The sequence below is a fragment of the Streptomyces sp. UH6 genome, assembly GCF_013421635.1.
Classification (GTDB): domain Bacteria; phylum Actinomycetota; class Actinomycetes; order Streptomycetales; family Streptomycetaceae; genus Streptomyces; species Streptomyces abyssomicinicus.
The window spans coordinates 14,351-34,861 of record NZ_JACADT010000007.1; the positions used below are offsets into that span (position 1 = coordinate 14,351).

Here is a 20,511-nt window from a genome sequence, read left to right on the forward strand (position 1 = left end):
TGACGTATGGCGTGGGTTGTCCTCCTGGGGGCGCGGTGTCAGGAGCGCAGGCTCAGATGGCGGGTCTTCTCCGGCGTCGTTCCGTCGGCGGTTCGCGTCCGACGGCTGCCGGTCAGCGTCCAGGCCACGGCGACCGTCGCTGTGAGTGCGGCGCCGATCCAGGTCAGGGGGCTGGTCCACACGGCGGCGGGGAGCTGCTGGCTGAGGACGAAGACGCCCATGACGACGACGAACCAGCCGAAGGCCTTGCGCAGGGTGTCCTGGGGGATGCGTCCGGCGAAGCGGCTGCCGATCAGGCTGCCGACGACGGCCGCGGCGGTCACCGTCAGGGCGAGACCCCAGTCGATCTGGACGCCGGCGAGGTGGCCGGCGAGCCCGGAGAACGACTTCATCGCGATGACGAGCAGCGACGTGCCGACCGCGATGCTCATGGGCAGTCCGCCGAGCAGTGCCAGTGCGGGGACGACGAGGAAGCCGCCGCCGGAGCCGACCAGGCCGGTGACCGCGCCCACGACCAGCCCCTCGACGACCACGAGCTTCACGGGCAGCTCGGCGTGGGCGGCCTTGTGCCCGGCCTTCTTGCGTCCGGCGCCCTTGCGGAGCATGGCCGCGGCGGTGGCCAGCATCATCAGGGCGAACGCGACCAGCAGGACGGTGCCAGGGATGTACTCGGCCAGGCGGCCGCCTCCGTAGGCGCCGACCATGCTGACCGCGCCGAAGATCAGTCCGGTGCGCCACCGGACCCGGTGGGCGCGGGCGTGCGGGATCAGCCCGACCAGGCTGGTGACCCCCACGACGAACAGGGAGGTGGCGATGGCCTCCTTGCTGTTCTGACCGGCCAGGTAGACCAGGATCGGCACGGTCAGGATCGACCCGCCGCCGCCCAGGATGCCCAGGCTGACGCCGATCAGGACGGAGGCGGCGAGGACGACGGTGATCACGACCGGTCCCGCAGGGAGGCGACGACGGTGCGGATGTCGGTGCGCGGGCCGCGGTTGTAAGGCAGCTTGGACAGCATCATGCCCATCGCGCAGGTGTTGCTGACGGCGGCGAACGTCAGGCCGGCGCCGATCGCGGTGCCGATCAGGTGCACGCCGGGGACGAAGAAGCCCACGACGCCACTGACCAGCACGACCGAGCCGGCGATCAGGCGGACCTGACGCTCCAGCTCCCAGCGCTCCGGACCACGGTTGACCGGGGCGCCGGAAGCCTCCCAGGCCATCATGCCGCCGTCCAGGACCCGCAGGTTCGGCAGGCCCACCTCGGCGAGCGCCTGCTCGGCCTGCGAGGCACGGGCACCGGAGCGACAGATCAGCACCACGTCCTCGTCCAGGTGGCGGCGCAGCTCGCCGCGGTGCTCACGCAGGGTGTCCAGGGGAACGTTGTAGGCGCCGGGGATGTGACTGGTCTGGAACTCGCCGGGCGTACGCACGTCCAGCAGGCGGGGAGCCGTGCCGTTGCCGATCAGGTGCTGGAGGGCGGCGGGGGTGAAAGCGGTGGCGTTGGCAGTGGTCGTCATGAGAACTCCGTAGGGGTGAAGCGCGCCCGTGCACGGCACGGGCGGGAAGCGGGGGAAGAGACAAATGCCTGGGGGAAGGGCCGGCGCACCCGCGCGGGGACACGGTCAGGGGCATGAACAGCCCCGCGCAGGTGGCACCGGCGGCTCTCGCCGGCCGGGTGTCAGGCGGCGGCGGGCTGGTTCAGCAGGGCCCAGGCGGCCCAGCCGCCGAGCACGTCGGAGACGTCCTCGAAGCCCTGCCGACGCAGCAGGCTGGCGGCGATGGACGAGCGGTGACCGCCCGCGCAGTGCAGGACGAGCGGCCTGTCGCGCGGGATCTCGTCCAGACGAGTCGGCAGTTCGCCGAGCGCGATGTGCAGGGCGCCCTCGATGAAGCCCATCTCGCCGCGCTCGCCGCAGTTGCGGACATCGACCACGACCGGCGGGTTGTCGCCCTCCAGCGCCGCGCGGAGCTGGGCGGCGGTCAGGCGGCTCGCGGGGGCGACCTCGTCGGCCATCGCCTCGAACGTCTCGTCGGGCGAGGTCAGGTATCCGGCGACCCGGTCGAAGCCGATGCGGGCGAGACGGGTGACGATCTCCTCCTCACGGTCCTCCGGCGCGACGACCAGCAGCTCGGCCCCGAGCGGCAGGACGGTACCGGCCTGCTCGGCGAACCGGCCATCGGCCGGAACGTTGACCGCACCGCGCACATGGCCGGCCGCGAACTCCTGCGGGTCACGGGCGTCCACCACCACCGCGCCCGCCGCACGCCGGGCCAGGAAGTCCGCGACGTCCAGGGCCTGCGGTGCGGAGGCCGGGTCGAACAGCTCCCGCTCCCGGCGGTTGAGGTCCGCGTCGTAGGCGAAGTAACCCGGAGCCGCCGACTGCCCCGCCGTGACGATGGCGACGAAGTCCTTCTCACTCATCGGCGCACACGCGTAGTTGGTGGCACGCTGCTCACCGATCGTGGACTGCCGCTCCGTTGACAGGTTCTTGCCGCAGGAGGAACCGGCTCCGTGAGCGGGGAAGACGCGCACCTCGTCGGGCAGGCCCATCAGCTTGTTCTGCACGCTGTCGTGCAGCATCGCGCCGAGCTCGTCGGCGGTGACCCCGACCGAGGCCAGCAGATCCGGGCGCCCCACGTCGCCGATGAACAGCGCGTCGCCGGTCAGGACGCCGTACGGGACGGTGTCCTCGGCGCGCTCGTGGACCAGCACGCTGATCGACTCCGGGGTGTGCCCGGGAGTCTCCATGATCTTCAGCGTGACGTCCCCGAGGCTGATCGTGTCGCCGTCCGCCAGCTTGCGGATCGCGTACTCGGTCTCCGCGCGCCGTCCGTAACCGATCCACGCCCCGGTGCGGGCGGCCATCTCCAGGTGTCCGGCGACGAAGTCCGCGTGGAAGTGCGTGTTGATGACACCGACCACGGTGAAACCGCGCGCCTCGGCGTCGTTCAGGTACTCCGACACGTCCCGGCGGGGGTCGACGACCACAGCCTGACCGGTGGTCTCGTCGGCGATCATGTACGACGCCTGCGAGAGGCACTCGAGGTAGTACTGCGAGAAGAACACGGAAAACCTCCGTCACGGGATGGACTGGATACCCCGGGGGGTATTATTGGGGCCGTGAGGCATCCCTGGGGAAAAGCGGGCACCGGTAACGGGGGGCTGGGTGCCGGGCGAGCCGGTGGCGTCGATGAGGGAGCCTGCAGGCCGGGCTGGAGGGTCGTCCAGTCGCATTGATCCCTGCGACAAGACGCTTTCCCATACCCCCTGGGGTATTACGTCATCGACCGTAGAGGGTCACCGCTCAGGTTGTCAAATACCCCTGGGGGTATCCATGACTCCAGGTTCGAGAGCCCGGCCGGCGGGGGTGCGCGTCCGCTCGGCGAACGCGTTCACCGCCTGGTGCGACACTCCGGCTTTATACCCCTTGGGGTATTATGGGCGGTGAGTGGAGGAGGCTTCCCATGCAGGTGGACGAAGAATCGACCCAGCCGGTACTGAACCGCCTGCGGCGGGCGCAGGGGCAACTGGCTGCCGTGATCGCCATGGTTGAGGCGGGCCGGGACTGCAAGGATGTGGTGACGCAACTCGCGGCGGTCTCCCGGGCTCTGGACAGGGCCGGGTTCAAGATCGTGGCCAGCGGAATGCGGCAGTGCCTCGCCCCGGACTCCGACGCCCCGCCGATGTCGCAGGAAGAACTGGAGAAGCTCTTCCTCGCTCTCGCCTGATCCCCCATCCCTCCGCCCTCTGTCATCCGTACGCCGGGGCCGTCGGGCGAAAGACAGCGTGGGTAGGGCGGCAGTCCGCTGGCGTCGGTTGCGGACGACGAGATCGGTGAGGCCCCTGGAACTGCTGTGAGGCACCGCGGCGGTCAACACCTGGAACGCCCGCCGGGCGGCGGTGCTCTCGTGGCTGGGGCTGGTGCGAGTCGTACGGCTACGACGGCCCGGCGGTCCCGGTCTGGACGAAGCGGCCGGCGGTGCCGGAATCTCTCCGCCCGCCGTCAGTTCGGCTCCGGCCCGAACCGGCGCTTGTACGCCGACGGTGTGATGCCGGTCTCGCGGCGCATCAGCGTGCGCAGATTGGCAGCGGTGCCAAGCCCGCAGCTTCGCGCGACCACCTCGAAGCGGGACTCACCTCGCTCGATCAACCGGCACGCCAGAGCAAGCCGTTCCCCCGTCAGCCACGCCAGCGGCGTCGTGCCCAGTTGCGCCTGGAAGCGGCGATACAGCGTCGCCGGACTGACCGCCGCACGCGCCGCAAGGTCGGACACGGTGAGCGGTGAGTCCAGCCGTTCCTGGGCCCAGGCCAGAACAGGCGCCAAGGACTCGTCCGGCAGGTCGGGCATGGGGCGCTCCACGAACTGCCGCTGCCCACCGTCCCGGTGCGCCGCGAAGACCAGCCGCCGACTCACAGCGTTGGCGACCTCCGCACCGTAGTCGCGGCGGACCACATGCAGCCCAAGGTCGAGCGCGGCTGCGCTGCCTGCCGCGGTGAGGATGTCACCGTCGTCCACGAACAGCACGTCTGATTCGAGCTGGACAGAGGGGAAGCGGGCCCGGAAGGAATCCGCCCATTGCCAGTGCGCGGTGGCCCGGCGCCCATCGAGGACTCCGGCCTCGGCCAGTGTGAAGGCGCCGCTGCAGAAGCCGACCAGGCGCGCACCTCGGGCGTGTGCCCGGCGGACGGCATCGAGCACGGCGGGACGGCGGGGCACTTCGATGTCCGGGCGGTTGGGGACGATCAAAGTGTCCGCCGCGTCGGCCGCTTCCAGGTCGGCGACTCCCGTGAGCGTGAAGAATCCGTCTCGCATCAGAGTGCGGGGCTCGGGGGAGCAGAGCCTGAAGTCGTAGAGATCACGGCCGATCTCCGGTCTGCGCAGACCGAAGACCTCGGTCGCGCAGCCGAGCTCGAAGGGGTTCGAGTTCTCGTCCACGATCACGACGACCCGGTGTACGCCCGCCGCGTGAGCTGCGTGCGAGGATTCTTTCGCCATGTGCAATTCCTAGCACTCACGGCGGTCAAGCGAAACGGCTCAGGATGAGCCCATGAGCAGCGAACCCATCCCCCTCAGCAAGGCTCTGGCCTCCTTCGATGCCTTGTGGAGCCCCCGCATCGTCACGCGCGTCAACGACTACGACGTCCGCATCGCCAAGGTCGAGGGCGAACACATCTGGCACGTCCACGACGACACCGACGAGTTCTTCCTGGTACTCGACGGCGAGCTGTACATCTCCCTGCGCGAGCCCGGCGGGGAGCGCACGGTCCTGCTCCCGCAGGGGGCGGTCTTCACCGTCCCCCGAGGCACAGAGCACAAGCCGTACGCCCCGTCCGGCGCCGCAATCCTCATGTTCGAGCCCACCGGGACACCGACCGTGGGCGATCGCCACGACGAGATCCCAGAGCACGTCGACGCAACAACCGGACACGCACTCAGCACCTGACCCGACAGGCTTCGGACACGCCACTACCCATGGCGTCAGCCTGACGCCGGGTCGACTGCGTTCGCCGACTGCCCGGCAAGAGCGGCGCGGGACTCAATCCTCGGCGGTGTCCGGATCGCGCAGGGGGCACATTCCGCCGGGCAGGTCGGGAAGCTGGAAGGAGTACCGGCCGAGCACGTTGATGTGGTGGCGCACCAACGAGGAGAGCCGGGGGACGTCCTCGTCGCGCACCTCGAAGCCGTCGGCGCGGAGCTGGGTGAGGGCGGCGTCCATATAGCGGGTGTTGAACAGCACGAGCGCGTTCAGGACCAGGCCCAGGGCGCCGATCTGGTGCATACCTTCCTGGTAGCGCTGGTAGCGCTGGTAGAGCTGCCCCGCCCGGCCGTGAAAGATCTTCCGGGCCAGTGCGTGGCGGAACTCGACCGGCACCCCGGACCTCCCGACAGTCGATCAAGACGACTGTCTGCTCGTCCAGCGCGGCGAAGATCTCTTCGACCATAGCGGGGGAACGCATCCAGCTCAGTGCTTCGCTGAGTCTGGGCGAGTGTCACGGCCCGGTGGGTGACCGCGGAGAGCAGATGCCTGCGGGTGACGGATAGACGGGCTGATCCTCTCAGTGACTTGCCATCGACGGCGATTGCCCGCCGTTGCACCGGGGGAGCGGTGCTCCGGCCGGTGAGGTAGTCGCCGACGGTGCGGTCCAGTGCGTCGCCGTCGACGGTCGCGAGCACACGGCCGATCGTGATCCGCGAGGGCGAGGCAGCGCCACCTGAGCGGATGCCGCCGAACTCTGACGGCAGTCAGCAAGGAGTCCGAGGCCCGCTCTGCCCACTCGGTGATCTCGTCGATGGTCCTCGCTCCCGAGACGGCCGCGCAGGCACAGACGAGGTCAGTGACTCGATCGGGGGTCAGGGGCCCAGCTTCGCCAACATGACGGGGATGGGGGAAGATGCAGCGGCAGGCATGGGCCCCTCGCGATCGTTGAGCTTCGACACCCCGATGATCACAAAGCCCGTGCCGGCTCCGCTGTGCACCCCAACCGGTCATGTCCCGGACCAGCCCAACGACTTCGCTACTTGATCAAGCTCTGGCTCACGGCGGGGCGATCGATCCTGACCAGACCGCCTATGCATACCGCGTGTATCGGAGGTTGTGATCCGTGCAGGTGGAAGACGTTATGGATTTCCTGGTCGATCACAGGGCGTCCAATGTCGTCCCGGGTTACATCTCCGAGCAACTCCTGTCCATGTCGTGGATCCTCCGTCCCGACGAGGTGGCAGCCGTGACCGAGGTGGCGAAGCGGTGGCTGATGTCGGACGATCAGTTCCGGGTGGCTGTCGCGATCGGCTTGGAGAACGAGACGTACCTGGCCGACTCCTGGGAGGAGATCTCCGAGCTGGCGGAGCCCATGAAGGAGAGGTTCCCCTCGATGGCGGCCGACGTGGACGCGTGGATGGCGCGAGCCGAACCCGCCTACGAGAGGCGGAAGGAGGGCTCCTTCTTCGAGCAGGACCGGTAGCGCGCTTTTCCGAGCCGCCCACACCCACAGGGCCGAGCGGCTCGGCACACGGCCCTCGGAGCCGGCAACATCACCAAGACCACCTGGGCGATCGACCAGCCCGAACGAGCACTCCCACTCCTGGGCATCACAGCAACCCTGACCTTCGGGGGACTTGATCAAGCCCTGGGCAGTTGGTGGCTCCCATGCCGTGGGTGGTTGCAGCGCCGGTGCCTGCGTTTAGAGGTCCTAACAAAGGCGTTGGACGTGTCGGTGGGTGATGAGACAGGTGGCGAGGCCGAGGAAGGCTTCGTGGATGTCGTCGCGTCGTTCCCAGCGGATGCGAAGGCGGCGGAAGCCGTGCAGCCAGGCGATGGTGCGCTCGACAAGCCACCGGTGCACTCCGAGCCCTGAACCGTGCGGGACGCCGCGGCGGGCGATCACCGGTTTGATGCCCAGGGCCCAGACGAGCCGGCGGTACTTGTCGTGGTCGTAGCCGCGGTCGCCGAGTACCACGTCGGGCCGCCGACGCGGCCGCCCGACCAGGCCCGCGACGGACGGGACCTTGGCGAGAAGGGGCAGCAGTTGCGTGACGTCGTTGTGGTTTCCGCCGGTCAGCGACACAGCGAGCGGGATGCCCTGTCCGTCGACGAGGACGTGGTGCTTGCTGCCCAGACGTGCGCGGTCGACGGGGTTGGGTCCGCTTTTGGGCCTTGCCGAGCGGCCCGCACGTGGCTGGAGTGATCACCGCGCGGGACCGGTCGAGCTGTTTCGCCGCCCGCAGTTTCTGCAGCAGGACGACGTGGAGCCGGTCCCACACGCCGGCCTCGTTCCAGGCGGCGAGTCGCCGCCAGCAGGTCATGCCGGAGCCGAAGCCGAGCTCCTGGGGCAGGTACTCCCACTGGATGCCGGTGTGCAGGACGAACAAGATCCCGCACAGAGCCTACCGGTCAGGAACCCTCGGCCGCCCGGCGACCAGCTTCGGACCAGGCTGCGGCAACAACGGCTCAGCGACCACAGTTCACCCGACACGACCCACGGACGAGAGTTCCTCTTCCCCACGAACAGAGCAACGAGCATCTGAGCCGACAGTCACACCATCAGCAACTTCTGTCAGGACCTCTTTTTTATGGGCGAAGACGAGACGCCCGCGCGCGGCGGGCCCTCTGTCAGGGAGCGGACCCATGCACTCAACCGGGGAGATCCCCTGCACCGCACAGCGGGGCGTCGTCTGGAGGCGTCGGAGTCCCCGGCTTCGGCCAGGGCGACGACGTGTTGTCCGCACCGTGTTCTTGGTGCTGCTGACATCAGTGGCGCGGCGTGGTGGGCCTGTCCTTCCCCTGGGCGGTGCGTTGTCCGATGCAGCGGCGAGGTGCCGTTGACAGCGATGACGCCTGGTGATCCACTGCGCTGGTCACTCCGAACCGTGATGCTCAGATGCGTCCGCGTCGTGATGGATGACGGTTACGTCGGAGGCCAGGGCACGGGCGGCGTCGGCGAAGTACTGCTCGTCGGCGCCGTGGGTCAGGCCGAGGATGATGCCCTGGCTGAGGCCGACGAACAGTGCCCTGAGAGCGGTGACCAGGCGTTGTGCCTGATGCGACGTCACAATGTCCCCGTTGTGCGATCTGCCGGTGAACAAGGCGATCAGGTGACGTTCTTGCGTCTGGACGGACGCGCCAAGCTGAGCTCTCAACTCGGGGTCCTGCAGGGACATGTCCATCAAGGCAATCTGCAGTGACAGGGCAGGCAGCGCGTTGGGAGCGTCACAGCTGCGGCGGTAGTGCCGGGCGAAGCCGTCGACCGCTTCGAGCAGGTCCGCTCCGGCCGGGACCGCCATGTCGATCTCTTCGTAATGCGGCAGCTGGTAGTCGGTGACCATGGCGACTACCAGGTTGTTCTTGCTGCCGAACAGCGAGTAGACGGCGCCGGTGGTCATGCCGGCACGCTCGGCGATCTCCTCAAGTCTGGCCCGGTATCCCTTCCGGGAGACGACCTGGAAAGCAGCATCCAGCAGGGCACGGCGGTTGCGTTCCTTGGCCTCCGCTCTCGTCATTCTCATAACATCATTATTGCCGTAACTTGATTACGGAAGTGGGTGTGCATCGGGGAGGAGCACTCGTGAGCCAAGCTCGGAACGTGACATCAGCAGCGGCAGGGGCCCGCCGTGTGGGCATCATCGGCGACGGAGTCTTCAAGGTGTTGCTCGGTGTGATCTTCCTTGTCGGCGCCGTCTGGCTCGGTCACCTGCTCGGCGTGCCTGTCTGGCTGTTGGCCGTTTCCGGTGCGGCCCTGCTGGTCAGCGGCGTGATAGAGATCAGATACGTGCACCGCCGTATGGTGCGCACCTATATGCGGCTGATGGTTGTCTATGACAGCGGCTGGATGCTGGCGACGCTTGCCGGTCTGCTGGTGGCATGGCGAGGCGGTGGCGCCGGGGGAGAGGTATGGGTCGGCTACCAGGCGGCGGCTCCGGTTGTGCTCGCTGCCCTGCTGGTTGCTGCCGCTCCCAGTCGGTAGATCCCGGTTCCCTGTACTGAGGGGTCCGCACCTTGACCGGGCTGGTGCTCTTCGTCTGGTGTCTGCCGAACTTGCGCTGATCACCCTGTGCCCCCGCGGTACCCGGCAAGTGTCAGCGCTATGCCGCTGACACGCCGAACTGTGGAAACGCAGGCTCGGTCGATGTCGAGATCGCCGGCGGTGGCGAACCGTCGGCTGTCACGGGCGGAGGTCCAGGCCCGCCCGACGGCGCGCGGCTTGTCCCGGCGACGGCGGAACCACTGCTTCGTCGAGGAGAACCTCCGTCCAGTCGAAACCGCCACCGGCCCTTCCCGACTCCGTCCGTGGTCCGAGTTCCGGGGGCGCCCCGCCCGGGTGCGCCCCCGGAAGTCCATCCCGGCGAGTGGTCAGTTGTTGCCGTACTGGACGGGGCGGAACGCGTCGAACTGGTCGTTCGCGTTCAGGCCGTAGCGCAGGGAGCGGTGGGTGGTGCCGTGGGAGCCGCGCTGTTCGTAGGCGGTGTACGAGGTGCGGGCGGGGTTGTTCCACTTCTCGAAGATGACGACGTGACGCGTCTTGTTGCTGCCGTCCGCGTCGATGACGAGGTCACCGGGCTTGAGGGCGCTCATCGCGATGGGGCGGGTCAGGCTGCGGGTGCGGGCCAGGGCCACGGTGTTCGGTCCGCCCCAGCGGCCCTTCGCCAGGCCGAGTGCCATGGAGGCGTAGCCGGAGCAGTCCTGGCGGTAGCCGTCGCGCCACCGGGCGGACTGGCTGTAGGGAACCGGGCGTCCCTTGTTGGCGGTGAGCCAGGTCCTGGCACGCTGCAAGGTCTGCGCCCGGGTCGACAGCGCGGCCCGCGGCGACCCGGCGGATTCGGCCGACTGCTCGGTGGCGGTCTGCCGGGCGGGGGACGAGTGGGCGGTCGCCGGGCCGGAGACGACGCCGCCGACGAGGAGGGCACCTGCGAGGATCGTGGTGGCGGCGGGCAGGTGCAGGGCGCGGTGAAGCTTCATGAAGATGCCTCCTTGGCATTGTTCTCGCGGCGCCACATGTCGTGGGGCCGGTTGTGTGGTCCGTGGTGACCCGAGGTGACCTGGGGTGAATCAGAGATGACCAGGGGTGACCGGTGGTCGGTTGAAGTCTCGGAGGGATCACCCGGGGCGGACCAGGGTTTCCCGGTTTTCTCCTGCTCTCGGGGTACGGAAAACCCCTGGTGGCCTGGTGTTTCGCGCTAGAGGGTGACGGTGGTCGGACAGTTGACCGCTGTGCGGTTGACCGACGTCAGGACGGGGCGGAGAAGCCGCGGAAGTCCTTGTTCGGGAGGTAGGGCCCCGGGAAACGGGTGTTGCGCCGGTCCCCCCAGTCGTAGGTGTGCCGGTGCACGCTGTCGGCGCCCCGTCCTGCGTCGCCCTCGACGGTGGTGATGGCCCGGCCCCGTACGGCGGTGACCACGGCGACGTGGCCGGAGCTCGCGTCGCCCCGGTTATCCCAGACCAGGACGTCACCGGGGCGCGGGAGGGAGCGGGGCGTGTAGCGGTGATAGCGGTCCCCCGTCGAGGTCCGCCACTGCCGGGGGTGCCAATAGCGTGCGGGTGGGTCCTGCCCGGTCCACATCGCGGCGGCGAAGTGGCCGGACCAGTCTTGGCCGCTGAAGTCGTTGTACTCGTTGTAGTTCTTGCCGCCGAGGTGGTTGTCGTCGCCCGAGGGTTTGCTGAGCCGAGTGGCTCCGCCCCGCGTGAGCCGGTATCGGGTGGGCTCGACCAAGGCCTGGTTGGCGCGCAGGACGATGTGCTGCCGGTCCGCCCCGAGGCCCGGCACCGCCGGTGCCACCACCGGCCGGGCGGCAGCCGGAGCGGCCGTCGGCTTGGTGACCTGGACGGTGGCGGCGGCAGCGCCCAGCAGGAGCGCGCCGGTGAGGACGGTGACGGGGCGACGCAGGGTGGTGGCGTTCATCAGGTGCTTCGGGCCTTCCCGGCGGGTGGTGACGTCGCCGCTGGTTCAGCAGGGCCCCACGGAGCTGGCCCAGTCGTCGCGAGCGGCGGCGAAGTTGCCCGACTTCCCGGAGCCGAGGCGGAGGGGGGTGCCGCGGTAGTGGGCTTCGGGGTAGAGGCACCATGCCTTCTCCTTCCGCCGGTTGTTCGACCACGAGCTGGCGGTGTTGTCGAAGCCGAGGTCGTCGAGGTCGGTGGCGCCCCACTGGAAGCGGTACACCTTCCCCTTGCCGTTGGCGTGCTCCCACAGGCAGACGAATCCCTCCGGGCAGCCGAAGGCGGCGGCCCGGGATCCGGGGGTGGACGGCTGCGCGGTGGCCGCCGACGACGGAGCGACAAGGGCGCCGGCGGCCAGCGCGGCCAGGACGGGGGCGAGGACGGTACGACGATGCTTCATGTGGGCTCTCCTGGTTCTTCCCGAGGGGTCCGGTCGGTTCCCGGCCTCGGAAGGGGCGGGACGCCGGCGGCACCGACTGTTTCGGAGTCTCGGCCGCCACGGCCACGGCGGAACAGGGTTTCCCGGCTCCCTCCGTCCGCGGGAATCCGGTAAACCCCGCCCCACCTGGGGCGATCGCCCTCAGGTCAGGGACAGCCGGGCCGGTACGGGACGCCCCGCAGTGCCAGCTCCCATGCCCTTGGCCCGACCCCGCCGACCTTCTGGCACAGCCGCGGGAACACCGTGTCGGCGTCCAGGTTCCAGCGGAGGACGTTCCCGTCCTCCGCCACCGAGAGCACCGGCCCGTCGTCCCCGAGGAAGTACGCCGCCGAGACGGGAGCACGGTGTCCGGTCAGGGAGAGTTCCAGGCGGCCGGTGGCGACGTCCCAGACGTTGACGGTGTGGTCGTCGCCGGTGGTGACCAGCCGGGTGCCGGAGGGGTTGAAGGCCGCAGAGACGACAGGGCCTCGATGCCCGTTCAGCGTCCGTGCCGGAACCTTGCCGTAGGGCCGCTCCCACAGCTTCACGCTGTCGTCCCGGCTGGCAGTGGCCAGCAGGCCGCGCCGGCTGACGGCCAGGCCGCGAATGTTGTCCCGGTGCTCCGTCAGGCGCAGGATCGAGCGGGCGTCGTGGAAACGCCACACACGCACCTCGGTGTCGAGGGCACCGGTGACCAGGGTGTCCCGGTCGAGGAAGAGGACGCGGAAGACGCCGTCGTCGTGCCCGATCAGGGCGGGCAGCTCCGTGGGCCGGCCGCCTTCCCGCTCCCGCAGCTCCCACAGGCCGACGCGGTAGTCCTCGCTGGCCGTGGCGAGGGTGCGGCGGTCACCGGGGCGGAAGGAGATCGAGGTGATCGGCTCCCGGTGACCACGCCATTCGTTGACCGGACGGGCCTGGGGGTCGGCGGTGCGCCACACCTTGACCCGCCCGTTCTCGTCCCCGGCCGCGACGTGGGTGCCGTCGTGGCTGAAGGCGACCGCGCGGGCCTCGCCGTCGAAGGTTCCCAGGATCCGTGCGGTGCGCCGCCGTGGGTCGGCCAGACGCACGGTGCCGTCCTTGCCCGCAAGGCCGAGGAGTCTTCCGTCGGGACTGAGCGCCGCGTCGGTCCAGGGCGCGCTCCGGTCCAGGACGCCGAGCGAGTCAAGAGGCGTCCACAGGCGTACGGTCCCGTCGTCGCCGCCGGTGGCGAGCGTCCGTCCGTCGGCCGACCAGTCGACGGCGTTCACGAAGCCGTGGTGGCTGCGAAGGGTGGTGAGCTGCCGCCCGGTGGCCAGGTCCCACACCGTGGCGGTGTCCTCGTGGCCTGCCGCCGCGAGGTAGCGGTTGTCCGGGGACACCGACAGATCGAGGACGGAGTCCTTCAGGCCGTTCAGGTGCCCTTCCCGTTTCCCGCTCCGGGCGTTCCAGAGCACCACGTTCCCGTTCCAGTCGCCGCTGATCAGCCGGTCCCCGCCGGGGGTGAAGGCCAGCGCCCAGATCTGTTCCGCGGAGGTGTTGTCCAGCGGCCGGGTCGTCATCGTGGTGAGATCCAGCAGCCACAGGCGGCCTTTCTTCCCGGCGACGGCGGCCCTGCGGCCGTCCGGTGCCACCGCCACCGCCAGCAGGGGGACATGGAGTAGCAGGTGCCGGGAGCGCGCCTCATGGGTGCCCGCGTCGCGGACGACGTCGACCAGGCCGTCCTCGGCGACCGACAGCACGGTCCGGCCGTCGTCGGACATCGCGAGATCGGTGATCCGGTACTGGGACCCGTGCACGCCGGGGAGACGGACCGGGTGCCGGTCCCGAAGGTTCTCGATCATGCTGACGTGCCCGGTGTCGTTCCCCCACACGATCCTGTCGCTGTCCCGTGCCGTGGCCAGTGCGCGGATGGGGGCGGTGTCCGGGATGCTCCGCAGCTGGCGTCGGGCGGACGCGTCCCAGACCCGCACCTTTCCGTCCCATCCGCCGGACAGCAGGACGTTCCGGCCGTCCTGGTCGCTGCGGCCGTCCTGGTCGTTGCGGTCGCCTTGGTCGCTTCGGTCGCTCCGACGGCTCTCGTCCTTCCGCCCACCGAAGTCGCCTTCGCCGCTTCGCTCCCAGGACCAGGCGACCGCTCGGACCCTGGACCGATGGCCGATCAACCGGCCCACGTAGGGGTCGGCCTGGCTGCTGAGCACGGCGCCGGCCGAGTCCGGGGTGCGTGCCATTCCCCAGGCGGCGGCCGCGAGCAGCAGTGAGGCCTCGGAGCTCGCCGCGACCGCAGGAGTGTTCCGCTCCGCCAACAGCCCCTTGAGGGTCGCCTCCCGATGACCGGCCACCGCCTTGCGTCCTTCCTGCACTGCGACGCCCGTGCTGATCAGGGCGAGCACCAGAAGGACCGCGAGGGCGACGATGAGCCGGCGCAGTCGCCGGGACCGCCGGCGTTCCCGCTCCAGCTCGGCGGATTCCTGCGCCTCCGCGGCGGCCAGGAACGCCCGTTCGGTCTCTCCCACCACCGCCAGCGGATGCTCCGCCGCCTCACGGACGGCGTTCAGCCGGTTGCCGCGCGGCAGAAACGCCGGGTCGTATCCCTCCGCCGCCCACTGCCGGGCGGTGGCGGCCAACTGCTGCCAGGCTCGCAACGCCACAGCGTCGGCCTCGATCCACTCCCGCAACCGGGGCCAGGCCCGCAGCACGGCCTCATGGGCGAGGGTGACCGTCCCGTCGTCGCTGGTCAGCAACCTGGCGCGGGTGAACTCTTCCACCACTTCCGCCGCGGCCGCTCCGCCCGTGCCGTGGAGGAGTTCCTCCCGGGTGGCGTGCCGGCGGGTCGCTCGTCCGTCCTCGTCGACCCGGACCAGACGCAACAGCACGGCCCGCGCCGCCGCCCGGCGGTCGGCGGGGAGCCGGGCGTGGGCACGTTCCGCGGTGGCGGCGACCGCACCGGCGATGCCGCCGGCCCGCCTGTACCCCTCCACCGCCAGCACCTCGCCCCGGCGTTCCTGCCAGGTGGCGAGCAGCGCGTGCGACAGCAGAGGCAAGGAGCCGGGTTCGCAGCCGCGGCCCTCGTCCTGGGTGCGGTCGCCGGCGGTGACCGCACCCAGATCCTGGAGGATCAGCTCCACGAGTCCGGGCTCCAGTTCGAGGCAGGCCGCCTCGGCGGGCCGGCACACCGCCTCCCGCACCTCGTCGGCCCGCATCGGCTCCAGGGGCAGTTGCCCGTCGCGGAGAGCGGCAGCAAGTTCCGGGTAGGTCAGGCAGGCGCCGTAGAAGTCGGCCCGCATGCCGACGACCAGCAGAACGGCGGCGGACGCCTCCCGCCCTCCTGCGGTGCACATGCCACCGGACGGGTCAGGGGGAAGCGGAACCGTCGACAGCGCATGCAGGGCACGGACGAACAGGGCCCGCTCGGCCTCGTCGTGGCAGAGGGTGAAGACTTCCTCGAACTGGTCGACCAGCAACACCAGTCGGACCTGACCCCGTTCCCGTCGGTGCGGCTCCCCCGCGACGATCCTTCTCCCCATCACACGGGTCAGTTCGTCCGGCCCGGCGTCCAGCGCCTCCTCCAGAAGCGCGACGCTCTCCCCGATCACGCCGGCGAGAACCCGCAACAACTCCCGCACCGGCCGACCACCGGGCCGCACGGTGACCACCGGCCAGCGGTGCGCTCCGGGCACGGCGAGCACCCCTCGCCGCAACGCCGGCACCAGCCCCGCCTGGAGCAGGGACGACTTGCCGCTGCCGGACTCGGCGACCACCATCACCGGGCCCGGATCCTCCAGCCGCTGGGTCAGCAGCCCGACCAGGGTGGTTGTCGCCCGCTCCCGCCCGAAGAACCACCGGGCGTCCTGGGCGCCGTAGGCGGCCAGTCCACGGTAGGGGCATTCGGTGTGCGGACCACGGCGACGCTGCTCCGGCAGGCTGGCCTCCACGAGCCCGGTCAACACCCCGCCGGTGTCCAGCACCTCGTCACAGCTCGCCGCCATGGCCGCCGACAAGGGCTTGTGCCCGGTCTCCACCCGGGACAGATAGCCCTTGGTGTAGTGGATCGATGCCGCCAGCCGCGCCAGGGACATGCCCCGCGCCTCCCGCAGACGCCTCAGCTCCTGGCCGAGCTCGACAGCCGGCCCATGGCCGTTGTTGACCGCGGCTCCGCCAACCTTGGGTCCGTCGTCCGTCGTGTTGTCGCTCATGACCGGGTAACGCGGACAGTGACCGGAGGGGACGCGGAACGGTCTTCCCCGACTTCACAGACCCCCGTACCGCCATGCCCGGTTGACGGCCCCGCATCTGGGCGGCGGTAGCTCAGGACTGCAGGCCGGCGCTCGGACCCCGCCGAGCAGGCCGCCGTGAACGTGGCGGACACCGGCCGCGCGGCCGGCATCGCCGGGACCGGCCCCCGGCCAGTGCAAGCCGGTCGGCGCGGACCGGCCGCCGTCCCTACGGCGCGGACCTCGCCCCGGCGGCCGAACCGTCGCCGAGAGCTGCCCGTATGCTTGCCGAGGATGCGCGAACGCCGCGCTCCCCTTCTCCGCTCTTCCGTACGTCGTGAGGTGACGCGTATCGCCCAGGCCTGACCGCCGCTGATGCCGAGGTGTCGTGCGTCCTTCCGGCCCGCTGTCCGCAGCGGGGGTGTGACGTCGCCGACGCCTTCCTCAGCGGTGCGCTCCGTCGGCCTGGGTTCCGTCGCATCCGCCTCCGCCGCCGCCCCTTCGAGGGCGCGGTCCCTGTCGCCTTTCCGGTCACCGTTCCGGGTGCGCGGGCATGCCCTGGCCTGCCCTGTCCCTTCCCGCAGAACAGGACCGACGTCCTCATGTCCACATCCACCGACACCCTTCCGCCTCCGCCTTGGAAGCCATCGGCCGGCGGCGCCGCGTCGGCGCGGATGCGCCGCGTCACCACGGCCGTGGTGCTCACGGCTGAGCTGATGAGCACCCTCGACGGCTCGCTCCTCTACACCGTGCTGCCGTCGATCCAGGCGAGCACGGGAGCCACCACCGCCCAGGTGCAGTGGATCCACGCCGCCTACGCGCTGACCTTCGCCCTGGGGCTCGTCACCGGCGGGCGCCTGGGCGATCTGCACGGACGCAGACGGGTCTTCCTCGCCGGCACCGCCGTGTTCACCTTCGCCTCGCTGCTGTGCGGCACCCTCACCGAGCCCGCGCCGCTGGTGGCCGCCCGGCTGCTGCAGGGTGCGGCGGCCGCGGCGATGGTCCCGCAGGTACTGGCGGTCCTCCATGTGACCCACGACGGCACGGACGCGGCCGCCCGCAGCAGGGTGTTCGCCCTGTACGGCACCGTGCTGTCGCTGGGCAGTGTCATCGGGCCCGTGCTCGGCGCGGCGCTCACCGGGGCGGACCTGTTCGGCCTCGGCTGGCGGACCGTCTTCCTGATCAACGTGCCCCTCGGCCTGGCAGTCCTGCTGCTGGGACGCCGTCACCTGCCGGAGTCGACGGAGCACGGCGCGCGGCGGCTCGATCCGCTCGGCGTGGTGCTGTCGGCCCTGGGGCTCCTGCTGGTGGTGTGGCCGCTGACCGCCGGGGGCGGGCACGGCCGTGCGGAGACGTGGAGGGTCCTGACGCTGCTCGCCGGTCTGCTGGTCCTCACGGGCTTCGTCCTCCAGCAGCGGGTCCGGGCATCACGCGGCCGCGACCCGCTGGTCGCCCTCGGCCTGTTCCGAAGCCGGGCCTTCAGCGGCGGAGTGACCACGGCACTGGTCTTCGGGCTGCTGTCCGGGGTCTTCTTCCTGATCTGGACCTTGTTCATGCAGGCAGGTCTGGGCCTGTCCCCAGGGCAGGCCGCGGTCGGATTCGCAGCCGCCTCGCTCGGCGAGCTCGGCGGCGCGTGGGCCGGAGCACTGCTCGCCGCCCGCTTCGGACGCCGTGCACCGCAGGGCGGTGCTCTGCTGGCCGCGGCGGCGCTCGGCGTCCACGCCTGGTCGGTCGTCACGTACGGCACCGGACTGCCGTGGGCGGCCTCGGTGGTCCCGATGCTCGTCCTCGGTCTCGGCGCGGGCATGGTGGGGGCCACGCTGGCCGAGATGACGCTGAGCGGCGTCGCCCATGATCTCGCCGGGTCCGCGTCCGGGCTCTACAACACCGCGACCCAGCTCGGCATGGCGGTCGGCACCGCACTGACCTCGGTGCTCTTCTTCGCGCACGCCCCCGCAGGCAGCCGGGGCGCGGTCGTCACGGATGCCTTCACCGGCGCCATCGGCTACGTCATCGGGGCGTTCCTCGTGATGTGGGCGCTGATGTTCCTCCTCCCGCGGCACACGAGGAACTGACGACACAGCAGGAAGGATCTCGGAGCCAGGGGCGGCCTTGTGCCGTGTGTGCGACAACGGCCGCCCTTGGCGCGGGCAGGGGGCTGATGCGGCGAGGGCGCGAGGAGCTGGAGCCGAGGTGAGGACGACCGCCACGCACAGGCGGTCCGGCGGCACCAAGTCCGTGTCCTCCGTCGAAAGGGCTGACATCCCGGCAGGAGCAAGCCCTGACGCCGTGCGCCGGGATGTACCGAGACAGGCCGGCGTGGCGAAGACCCTGGTCACAGCTCCCGTCGTCGGAACATGGACGTCGTCATGGCCAGCAGGGCCGCGGCGAGCAGCAGGCCGGTGCCGATCGGCCACCAGAGAGTGTGGTCCGCCTCCTGCGTGCCGGTGGCGATCGCGCCTGTGAGCGGGAGGAGTCCGGCCGGGGTGTACTCCGCGAGCCACGGGATCGCACCGAGGATCACGAGGACGAAGTAGGCGCCTATCCCGGCTCCGGCCGCTCCCGCGGCGGCGTCGATCGTCGCCGAGGCGAGGAGCGAGGCGCTCACGAGCACCGCGGCGAGCACCGCCCAGACGGCGGTGGCGGCGAAGATCGGCGCGAGGTCCGCTTCCCCGAAGATCGCCCGGGTGGTGAGCCATCCGGTCCCGGCGCCGACGAACGCGGTCACGGTGATGAATCCGATGAGCGCCACCGCGTGGGTGTGGACGTAGGCGCTGCGGCTCGCGGGCTTCACGAGCAGCAGGGCCGCGTGTCCGGAGCGGACCTCGGAGTTGATCGCGCCTGCCGCCATGACGATCACGACGAACACCACGAGCTGTGTGAGGTTCTTCGTCCATTGCGCGTAGGCGTCCGCGGAGGTCGGATCGGCCAGCACGACGCCGTCCGCTCCGGGGCCGAGGGCGGCGGCGAGGAGGTCGTTGGTGAACCGGGCGAGCAGCGGGGAGGTGACGGCGAGGAAGACCGTCACGGCGGGCAGGAGCCAGAGGCGCCAGGTGCGGGTGATCTCCCGTCCGCGCAGGCGCAGCAGCGGTACGACGGCGCTCATCGGCGTGCTCCCACCATGTCGATGAAGACGTCCTCGAGGCTCGCCTCACGGGGTTCGAGGCGGTGCAGTCGCAGGCCGAGGGCGGCGATCTCGGCGGGCAGGCGCAGGGACGCCTCCCTGATGTCGGTGACGGAGAGCAGCAGCTCGTCGGGCATCTCCGATTCGGCGACCGCGACGACCCATGACCGTCCCGTGAGCGCGGCGCGGAGCCGGTCGCGGTCGTCGACCGTGACGAGGACACGGTGCTTGGCACCGCCGAGTGCGGCGCGCACCTCGTCGAGGGTGCCGCTCGCCGCCACCTTGCCCTGATGGACGATCGCGACGCTGTCGCACACCCGCTCGACGTCGGGCAGCAGGTGGGTGGAGAAGAAGACGGTGGTGTGCCCGCGCAGTTCGGTGAGCAGGTCGAGCACCATCCGGCGGCCGAGCGGGTCGAGCGCCGAGGTCGGCTCGTCCAGCAGCAGCAGTCGCGGACTGTTGACGAGCGCCTGGGCGAGCCCGAGCCGCTGCCGCATCCCGCGCGAATACCCGCCCACCCGCGCCCCGTTGTCCTGCAGTCCCGCCAGATCGAGCAGTTCGCCCACCCGGCGGCGGGTGGTCTCGGGGGACAACCGGAACAGGCTCGCGCTGCTCTCCAGGACGTCGCGGGCGGTCATCCACGGAAGGAAGCCGGGCACGTCGGGGCAGAAGCCGACGAGTTCGCGTGCCGCCGCGCTGCCCGGTGCGTGCCCGAAGAGACTCACTGTGCCGGCGGTCGGGCGGGCGAGCGCGAGGAGGGTGCGCAGCGTCGTCGTCTTCCCGGCTCCGTTCGCGCCGAGGAATCCGAAGACCGACCCTGCCTTCACCCGGAGATCCAGGCCGTCGAGTGCCCGGTGGCGGCCGTAGGTCTTCACGAGGCCGCGGATGTCGATGGCGGCCGTCATCCCCGGTCCTCTCCGTAGAGACTGCGCACGACTCGCTCGGCACCGGCCGGGCCCGGGTCGGGCAGCTGTTCCTCGACCGCGGCGGGGCGTCGGGCGAGCGCCAGGAAGAGGATCGAACCGATCAGATTGACGCCCACGACGATGAGCACCCACGGCCACTTCCGCCCGAACACGAGTCGGTCGGCCGGCGTGCGGACGAGCAGGGCCAGGCAGAGGAGGGCGAGGGCCAGGTGCAGGACCAGGATCACGCCGAGTGCGATCAGCGCGGGGGTCGGTATGGAGGAGAGATCTGCGTTCATCGGAGTTCGTGGTTCTCGTTCGTCGGTGCGTTGTCATTCGGGAGGAGGGAGGACGAGGTGCGCCAGGCGCGCCGAAGTCCGGCCCGCAGAGGCAGGAGCACGACGCCCGTCGAGGCGAGCGCGGCGACGGGCACGGCGCCGGC

The 20,511-nt window shown here is 70.5% G+C and carries 17 protein-coding genes and 2 pseudogenes; 5 read left to right on the top strand and 14 right to left on the bottom strand.

What is annotated here, in order from left to right; all coding sequences use genetic code 11:
• Positions 1-38: 38 nt before the first annotated feature.
• The 3 genes from HW445_RS01485 to HW445_RS01495 form a co-directional block, all read right to left on the bottom strand.
• The gene (locus tag HW445_RS01485) at positions 39-941 is read right to left on the bottom strand and encodes a sulfite exporter TauE/SafE family protein (protein ID WP_180219201.1); all 903 of its coding nucleotides are present in this window, start codon (positions 939-941) and stop codon (positions 39-41) included.
• The gene (locus HW445_RS01490; protein ID WP_180219202.1) at positions 938-1,519 is read right to left on the bottom strand and encodes a rhodanese-like domain-containing protein; all 582 of its coding nucleotides are present in this window, start codon (positions 1,517-1,519) and stop codon (positions 938-940) included. The genes HW445_RS01485 and HW445_RS01490 overlap by 4 nt, the downstream gene beginning before the upstream one ends.
• A 161-nt stretch (positions 1,520-1,680) precedes the next feature.
• Complete coding sequence (locus HW445_RS01495) at positions 1,681-3,069, bottom strand: rhodanese-like domain-containing protein (protein WP_180219203.1); 1,389 nt, start codon at positions 3,067-3,069, stop codon at positions 1,681-1,683.
• 398 nt (positions 3,070-3,467) lie between these two features.
• Here HW445_RS01495 and HW445_RS01500 point away from each other — a divergent pair, with 398 nt between their 5' ends.
• Positions 3,468-3,731, top strand: coding sequence for a metal-sensitive transcriptional regulator (locus HW445_RS01500; RefSeq protein WP_180219204.1), 264 nt, complete (start codon positions 3,468-3,470; stop codon positions 3,729-3,731).
• A 275-nt stretch (positions 3,732-4,006) separates the two neighbouring features.
• Here the strand turns inward: HW445_RS01500 and HW445_RS01505 are convergent, their stop codons facing one another.
• A complete protein-coding gene (locus HW445_RS01505) occupies positions 4,007-4,999 on the bottom strand; it encodes a GlxA family transcriptional regulator (protein WP_180219205.1) in 993 nt (330 codons plus the stop codon).
• 52 nt (positions 5,000-5,051) lie between these two features.
• On the opposite strand from HW445_RS01505, the gene HW445_RS01510 reads away from it, so the two are divergent.
• Complete coding sequence (locus HW445_RS01510) at positions 5,052-5,447, top strand: cupin domain-containing protein (RefSeq protein ID WP_180219206.1); 396 nt, start codon at positions 5,052-5,054, stop codon at positions 5,445-5,447.
• A gap of 93 nt (positions 5,448-5,540) precedes the next feature.
• On the opposite strand, the pseudogene HW445_RS01515 reads toward HW445_RS01510, so the two are convergent.
• A pseudogene (locus tag HW445_RS01515) lies at positions 5,541-5,867 on the bottom strand (Tn3 family transposase); the annotation flags it as partial.
• A gap of 757 nt (positions 5,868-6,624) precedes the next feature.
• Between HW445_RS01515 and HW445_RS01520 the strand changes: the two are divergent.
• Positions 6,625-6,966, top strand: a complete 342-nt coding sequence (locus HW445_RS01520) for a hypothetical protein (protein ID WP_180219207.1) — start codon at positions 6,625-6,627, stop codon at positions 6,964-6,966.
• 228 nt (positions 6,967-7,194) lie between these two features.
• Here HW445_RS01520 and HW445_RS01525 read toward each other — a convergent pair.
• A pseudogene (locus HW445_RS01525) lies at positions 7,195-7,963 on the bottom strand (IS5 family transposase).
• A gap of 396 nt (positions 7,964-8,359) precedes the next feature.
• Positions 8,360-9,001, bottom strand: coding sequence for a TetR/AcrR family transcriptional regulator (locus HW445_RS01530; protein WP_180219208.1), 642 nt, complete (start codon positions 8,999-9,001; stop codon positions 8,360-8,362).
• Between the two features lie 113 nt (positions 9,002-9,114).
• Between HW445_RS01530 and HW445_RS01535 the strand changes: the two genes are divergently transcribed.
• A complete protein-coding gene (locus HW445_RS01535; RefSeq protein WP_308798101.1) occupies positions 9,115-9,465 on the top strand; it encodes a hypothetical protein in 351 nt (116 codons plus the stop codon).
• Positions 9,466-9,851: 386 nt separating this feature from the next.
• Here the strand turns inward: HW445_RS01535 and HW445_RS01540 are convergent, their stop codons facing one another.
• The 4 genes from HW445_RS01540 to HW445_RS01555 all read right to left on the bottom strand — a co-directional run bounded on the left by HW445_RS01540 (position 9,852) and on the right by HW445_RS01555 (position 16,022).
• Positions 9,852-10,457 (bottom strand): hypothetical protein, encoded by a 606-nt coding sequence (locus tag HW445_RS01540; RefSeq protein ID WP_180219209.1) that lies wholly within the window; start codon positions 10,455-10,457, stop codon positions 9,852-9,854.
• Between the two features lie 268 nt (positions 10,458-10,725).
• The gene (locus HW445_RS01545; RefSeq protein ID WP_180219210.1) at positions 10,726-11,397 is read right to left on the bottom strand and encodes a CHAP domain-containing protein; all 672 of its coding nucleotides are present in this window, start codon (positions 11,395-11,397) and stop codon (positions 10,726-10,728) included.
• Between the two features lie 45 nt (positions 11,398-11,442).
• Positions 11,443-11,832 carry a peptidase inhibitor family I36 protein gene (locus tag HW445_RS01550; protein WP_180219211.1) on the bottom strand — a complete coding sequence of 130 codons (390 nt, stop codon included), beginning with the start codon at positions 11,830-11,832 and terminating at the stop codon, positions 11,443-11,445.
• Between the two features lie 185 nt (positions 11,833-12,017).
• Positions 12,018-16,022 (bottom strand): helix-turn-helix domain-containing protein, encoded by a 4,005-nt coding sequence (locus HW445_RS01555; RefSeq protein ID WP_180219212.1) that lies wholly within the window; start codon positions 16,020-16,022, stop codon positions 12,018-12,020.
• Positions 16,023-16,642: 620 nt separating this feature from the next.
• Here HW445_RS01555 and HW445_RS01560 point away from each other — a divergent pair.
• Positions 16,643-18,115 (top strand): MFS transporter, encoded by a 1,473-nt coding sequence (locus HW445_RS01560; RefSeq protein ID WP_218956462.1) that lies wholly within the window; start codon positions 16,643-16,645, stop codon positions 18,113-18,115.
• A 260-nt stretch (positions 18,116-18,375) separates the two neighbouring features.
• On the opposite strand, the gene HW445_RS01565 is transcribed toward HW445_RS01560, so the two are convergent.
• Genes HW445_RS01565 through HW445_RS01575 form a run of 3 tightly spaced genes read right to left on the bottom strand, consistent with a single transcriptional unit; the run spans position 18,376 to position 20,368 of the window.
• A complete protein-coding gene (locus tag HW445_RS01565) occupies positions 18,376-19,146 on the bottom strand; it encodes an ABC transporter permease (RefSeq protein ID WP_180219213.1) in 771 nt (256 codons plus the stop codon).
• Positions 19,143-20,069 carry an ABC transporter ATP-binding protein gene (locus HW445_RS01570; protein WP_180219214.1) on the bottom strand — a complete coding sequence of 309 codons (927 nt, stop codon included), beginning with the start codon at positions 20,067-20,069 and terminating at the stop codon, positions 19,143-19,145. Before HW445_RS01570 ends, HW445_RS01565 begins: the two co-directional genes overlap by 4 nt.
• A complete protein-coding gene (locus HW445_RS01575) occupies positions 20,066-20,368 on the bottom strand; it encodes a hypothetical protein (protein ID WP_180219215.1) in 303 nt (100 codons plus the stop codon). The genes HW445_RS01570 and HW445_RS01575 overlap by 4 nt, the downstream gene beginning before the upstream one ends.
• Positions 20,369-20,511 lie beyond the last annotated feature (143 nt).

Coding starts and splice junctions, on each gene's coding strand:
- HW445_RS01490 (WP_180219202.1), bottom strand. CDS start 1,519: ATGACGACCACTGCCAACGCCACCGCTTTCACCCCCGCCGCCCTCCAG.
- HW445_RS01500 (WP_180219204.1), top strand. CDS start 3,468: ATGCAGGTGGACGAAGAATCGACCCAGCCGGTACTGAACCGCCTGCGG.
- HW445_RS01505 (WP_180219205.1), bottom strand. CDS start 4,999: ATGGCGAAAGAATCCTCGCACGCAGCTCACGCGGCGGGCGTACACCGG.
- HW445_RS01510 (WP_180219206.1), top strand. CDS start 5,052: ATGAGCAGCGAACCCATCCCCCTCAGCAAGGCTCTGGCCTCCTTCGAT.
- HW445_RS01520 (WP_180219207.1), top strand. CDS start 6,625: ATGGATTTCCTGGTCGATCACAGGGCGTCCAATGTCGTCCCGGGTTAC.
- HW445_RS01530 (WP_180219208.1), bottom strand. CDS start 9,001: ATGACGAGAGCGGAGGCCAAGGAACGCAACCGCCGTGCCCTGCTGGAT.
- HW445_RS01540 (WP_180219209.1), bottom strand. CDS start 10,457: ATGAAGCTTCACCGCGCCCTGCACCTGCCCGCCGCCACCACGATCCTC.
- HW445_RS01545 (WP_180219210.1), bottom strand. CDS start 11,397: ATGAACGCCACCACCCTGCGTCGCCCCGTCACCGTCCTCACCGGCGCG.
- HW445_RS01550 (WP_180219211.1), bottom strand. CDS start 11,832: ATGAAGCATCGTCGTACCGTCCTCGCCCCCGTCCTGGCCGCGCTGGCC.
- HW445_RS01555 (WP_180219212.1), bottom strand. CDS start 16,022: ATGAGCGACAACACGACGGACGACGGACCCAAGGTTGGCGGAGCCGCG.
- HW445_RS01560 (WP_218956462.1), top strand. CDS start 16,643: ATGTCCACATCCACCGACACCCTTCCGCCTCCGCCTTGGAAGCCATCG.
- HW445_RS01565 (WP_180219213.1), bottom strand. CDS start 19,146: ATGAGCGCCGTCGTACCGCTGCTGCGCCTGCGCGGACGGGAGATCACC.
- HW445_RS01570 (WP_180219214.1), bottom strand. CDS start 20,069: ATGACGGCCGCCATCGACATCCGCGGCCTCGTGAAGACCTACGGCCGC.
- HW445_RS01575 (WP_180219215.1), bottom strand. CDS start 20,368: ATGAACGCAGATCTCTCCTCCATACCGACCCCCGCGCTGATCGCACTC.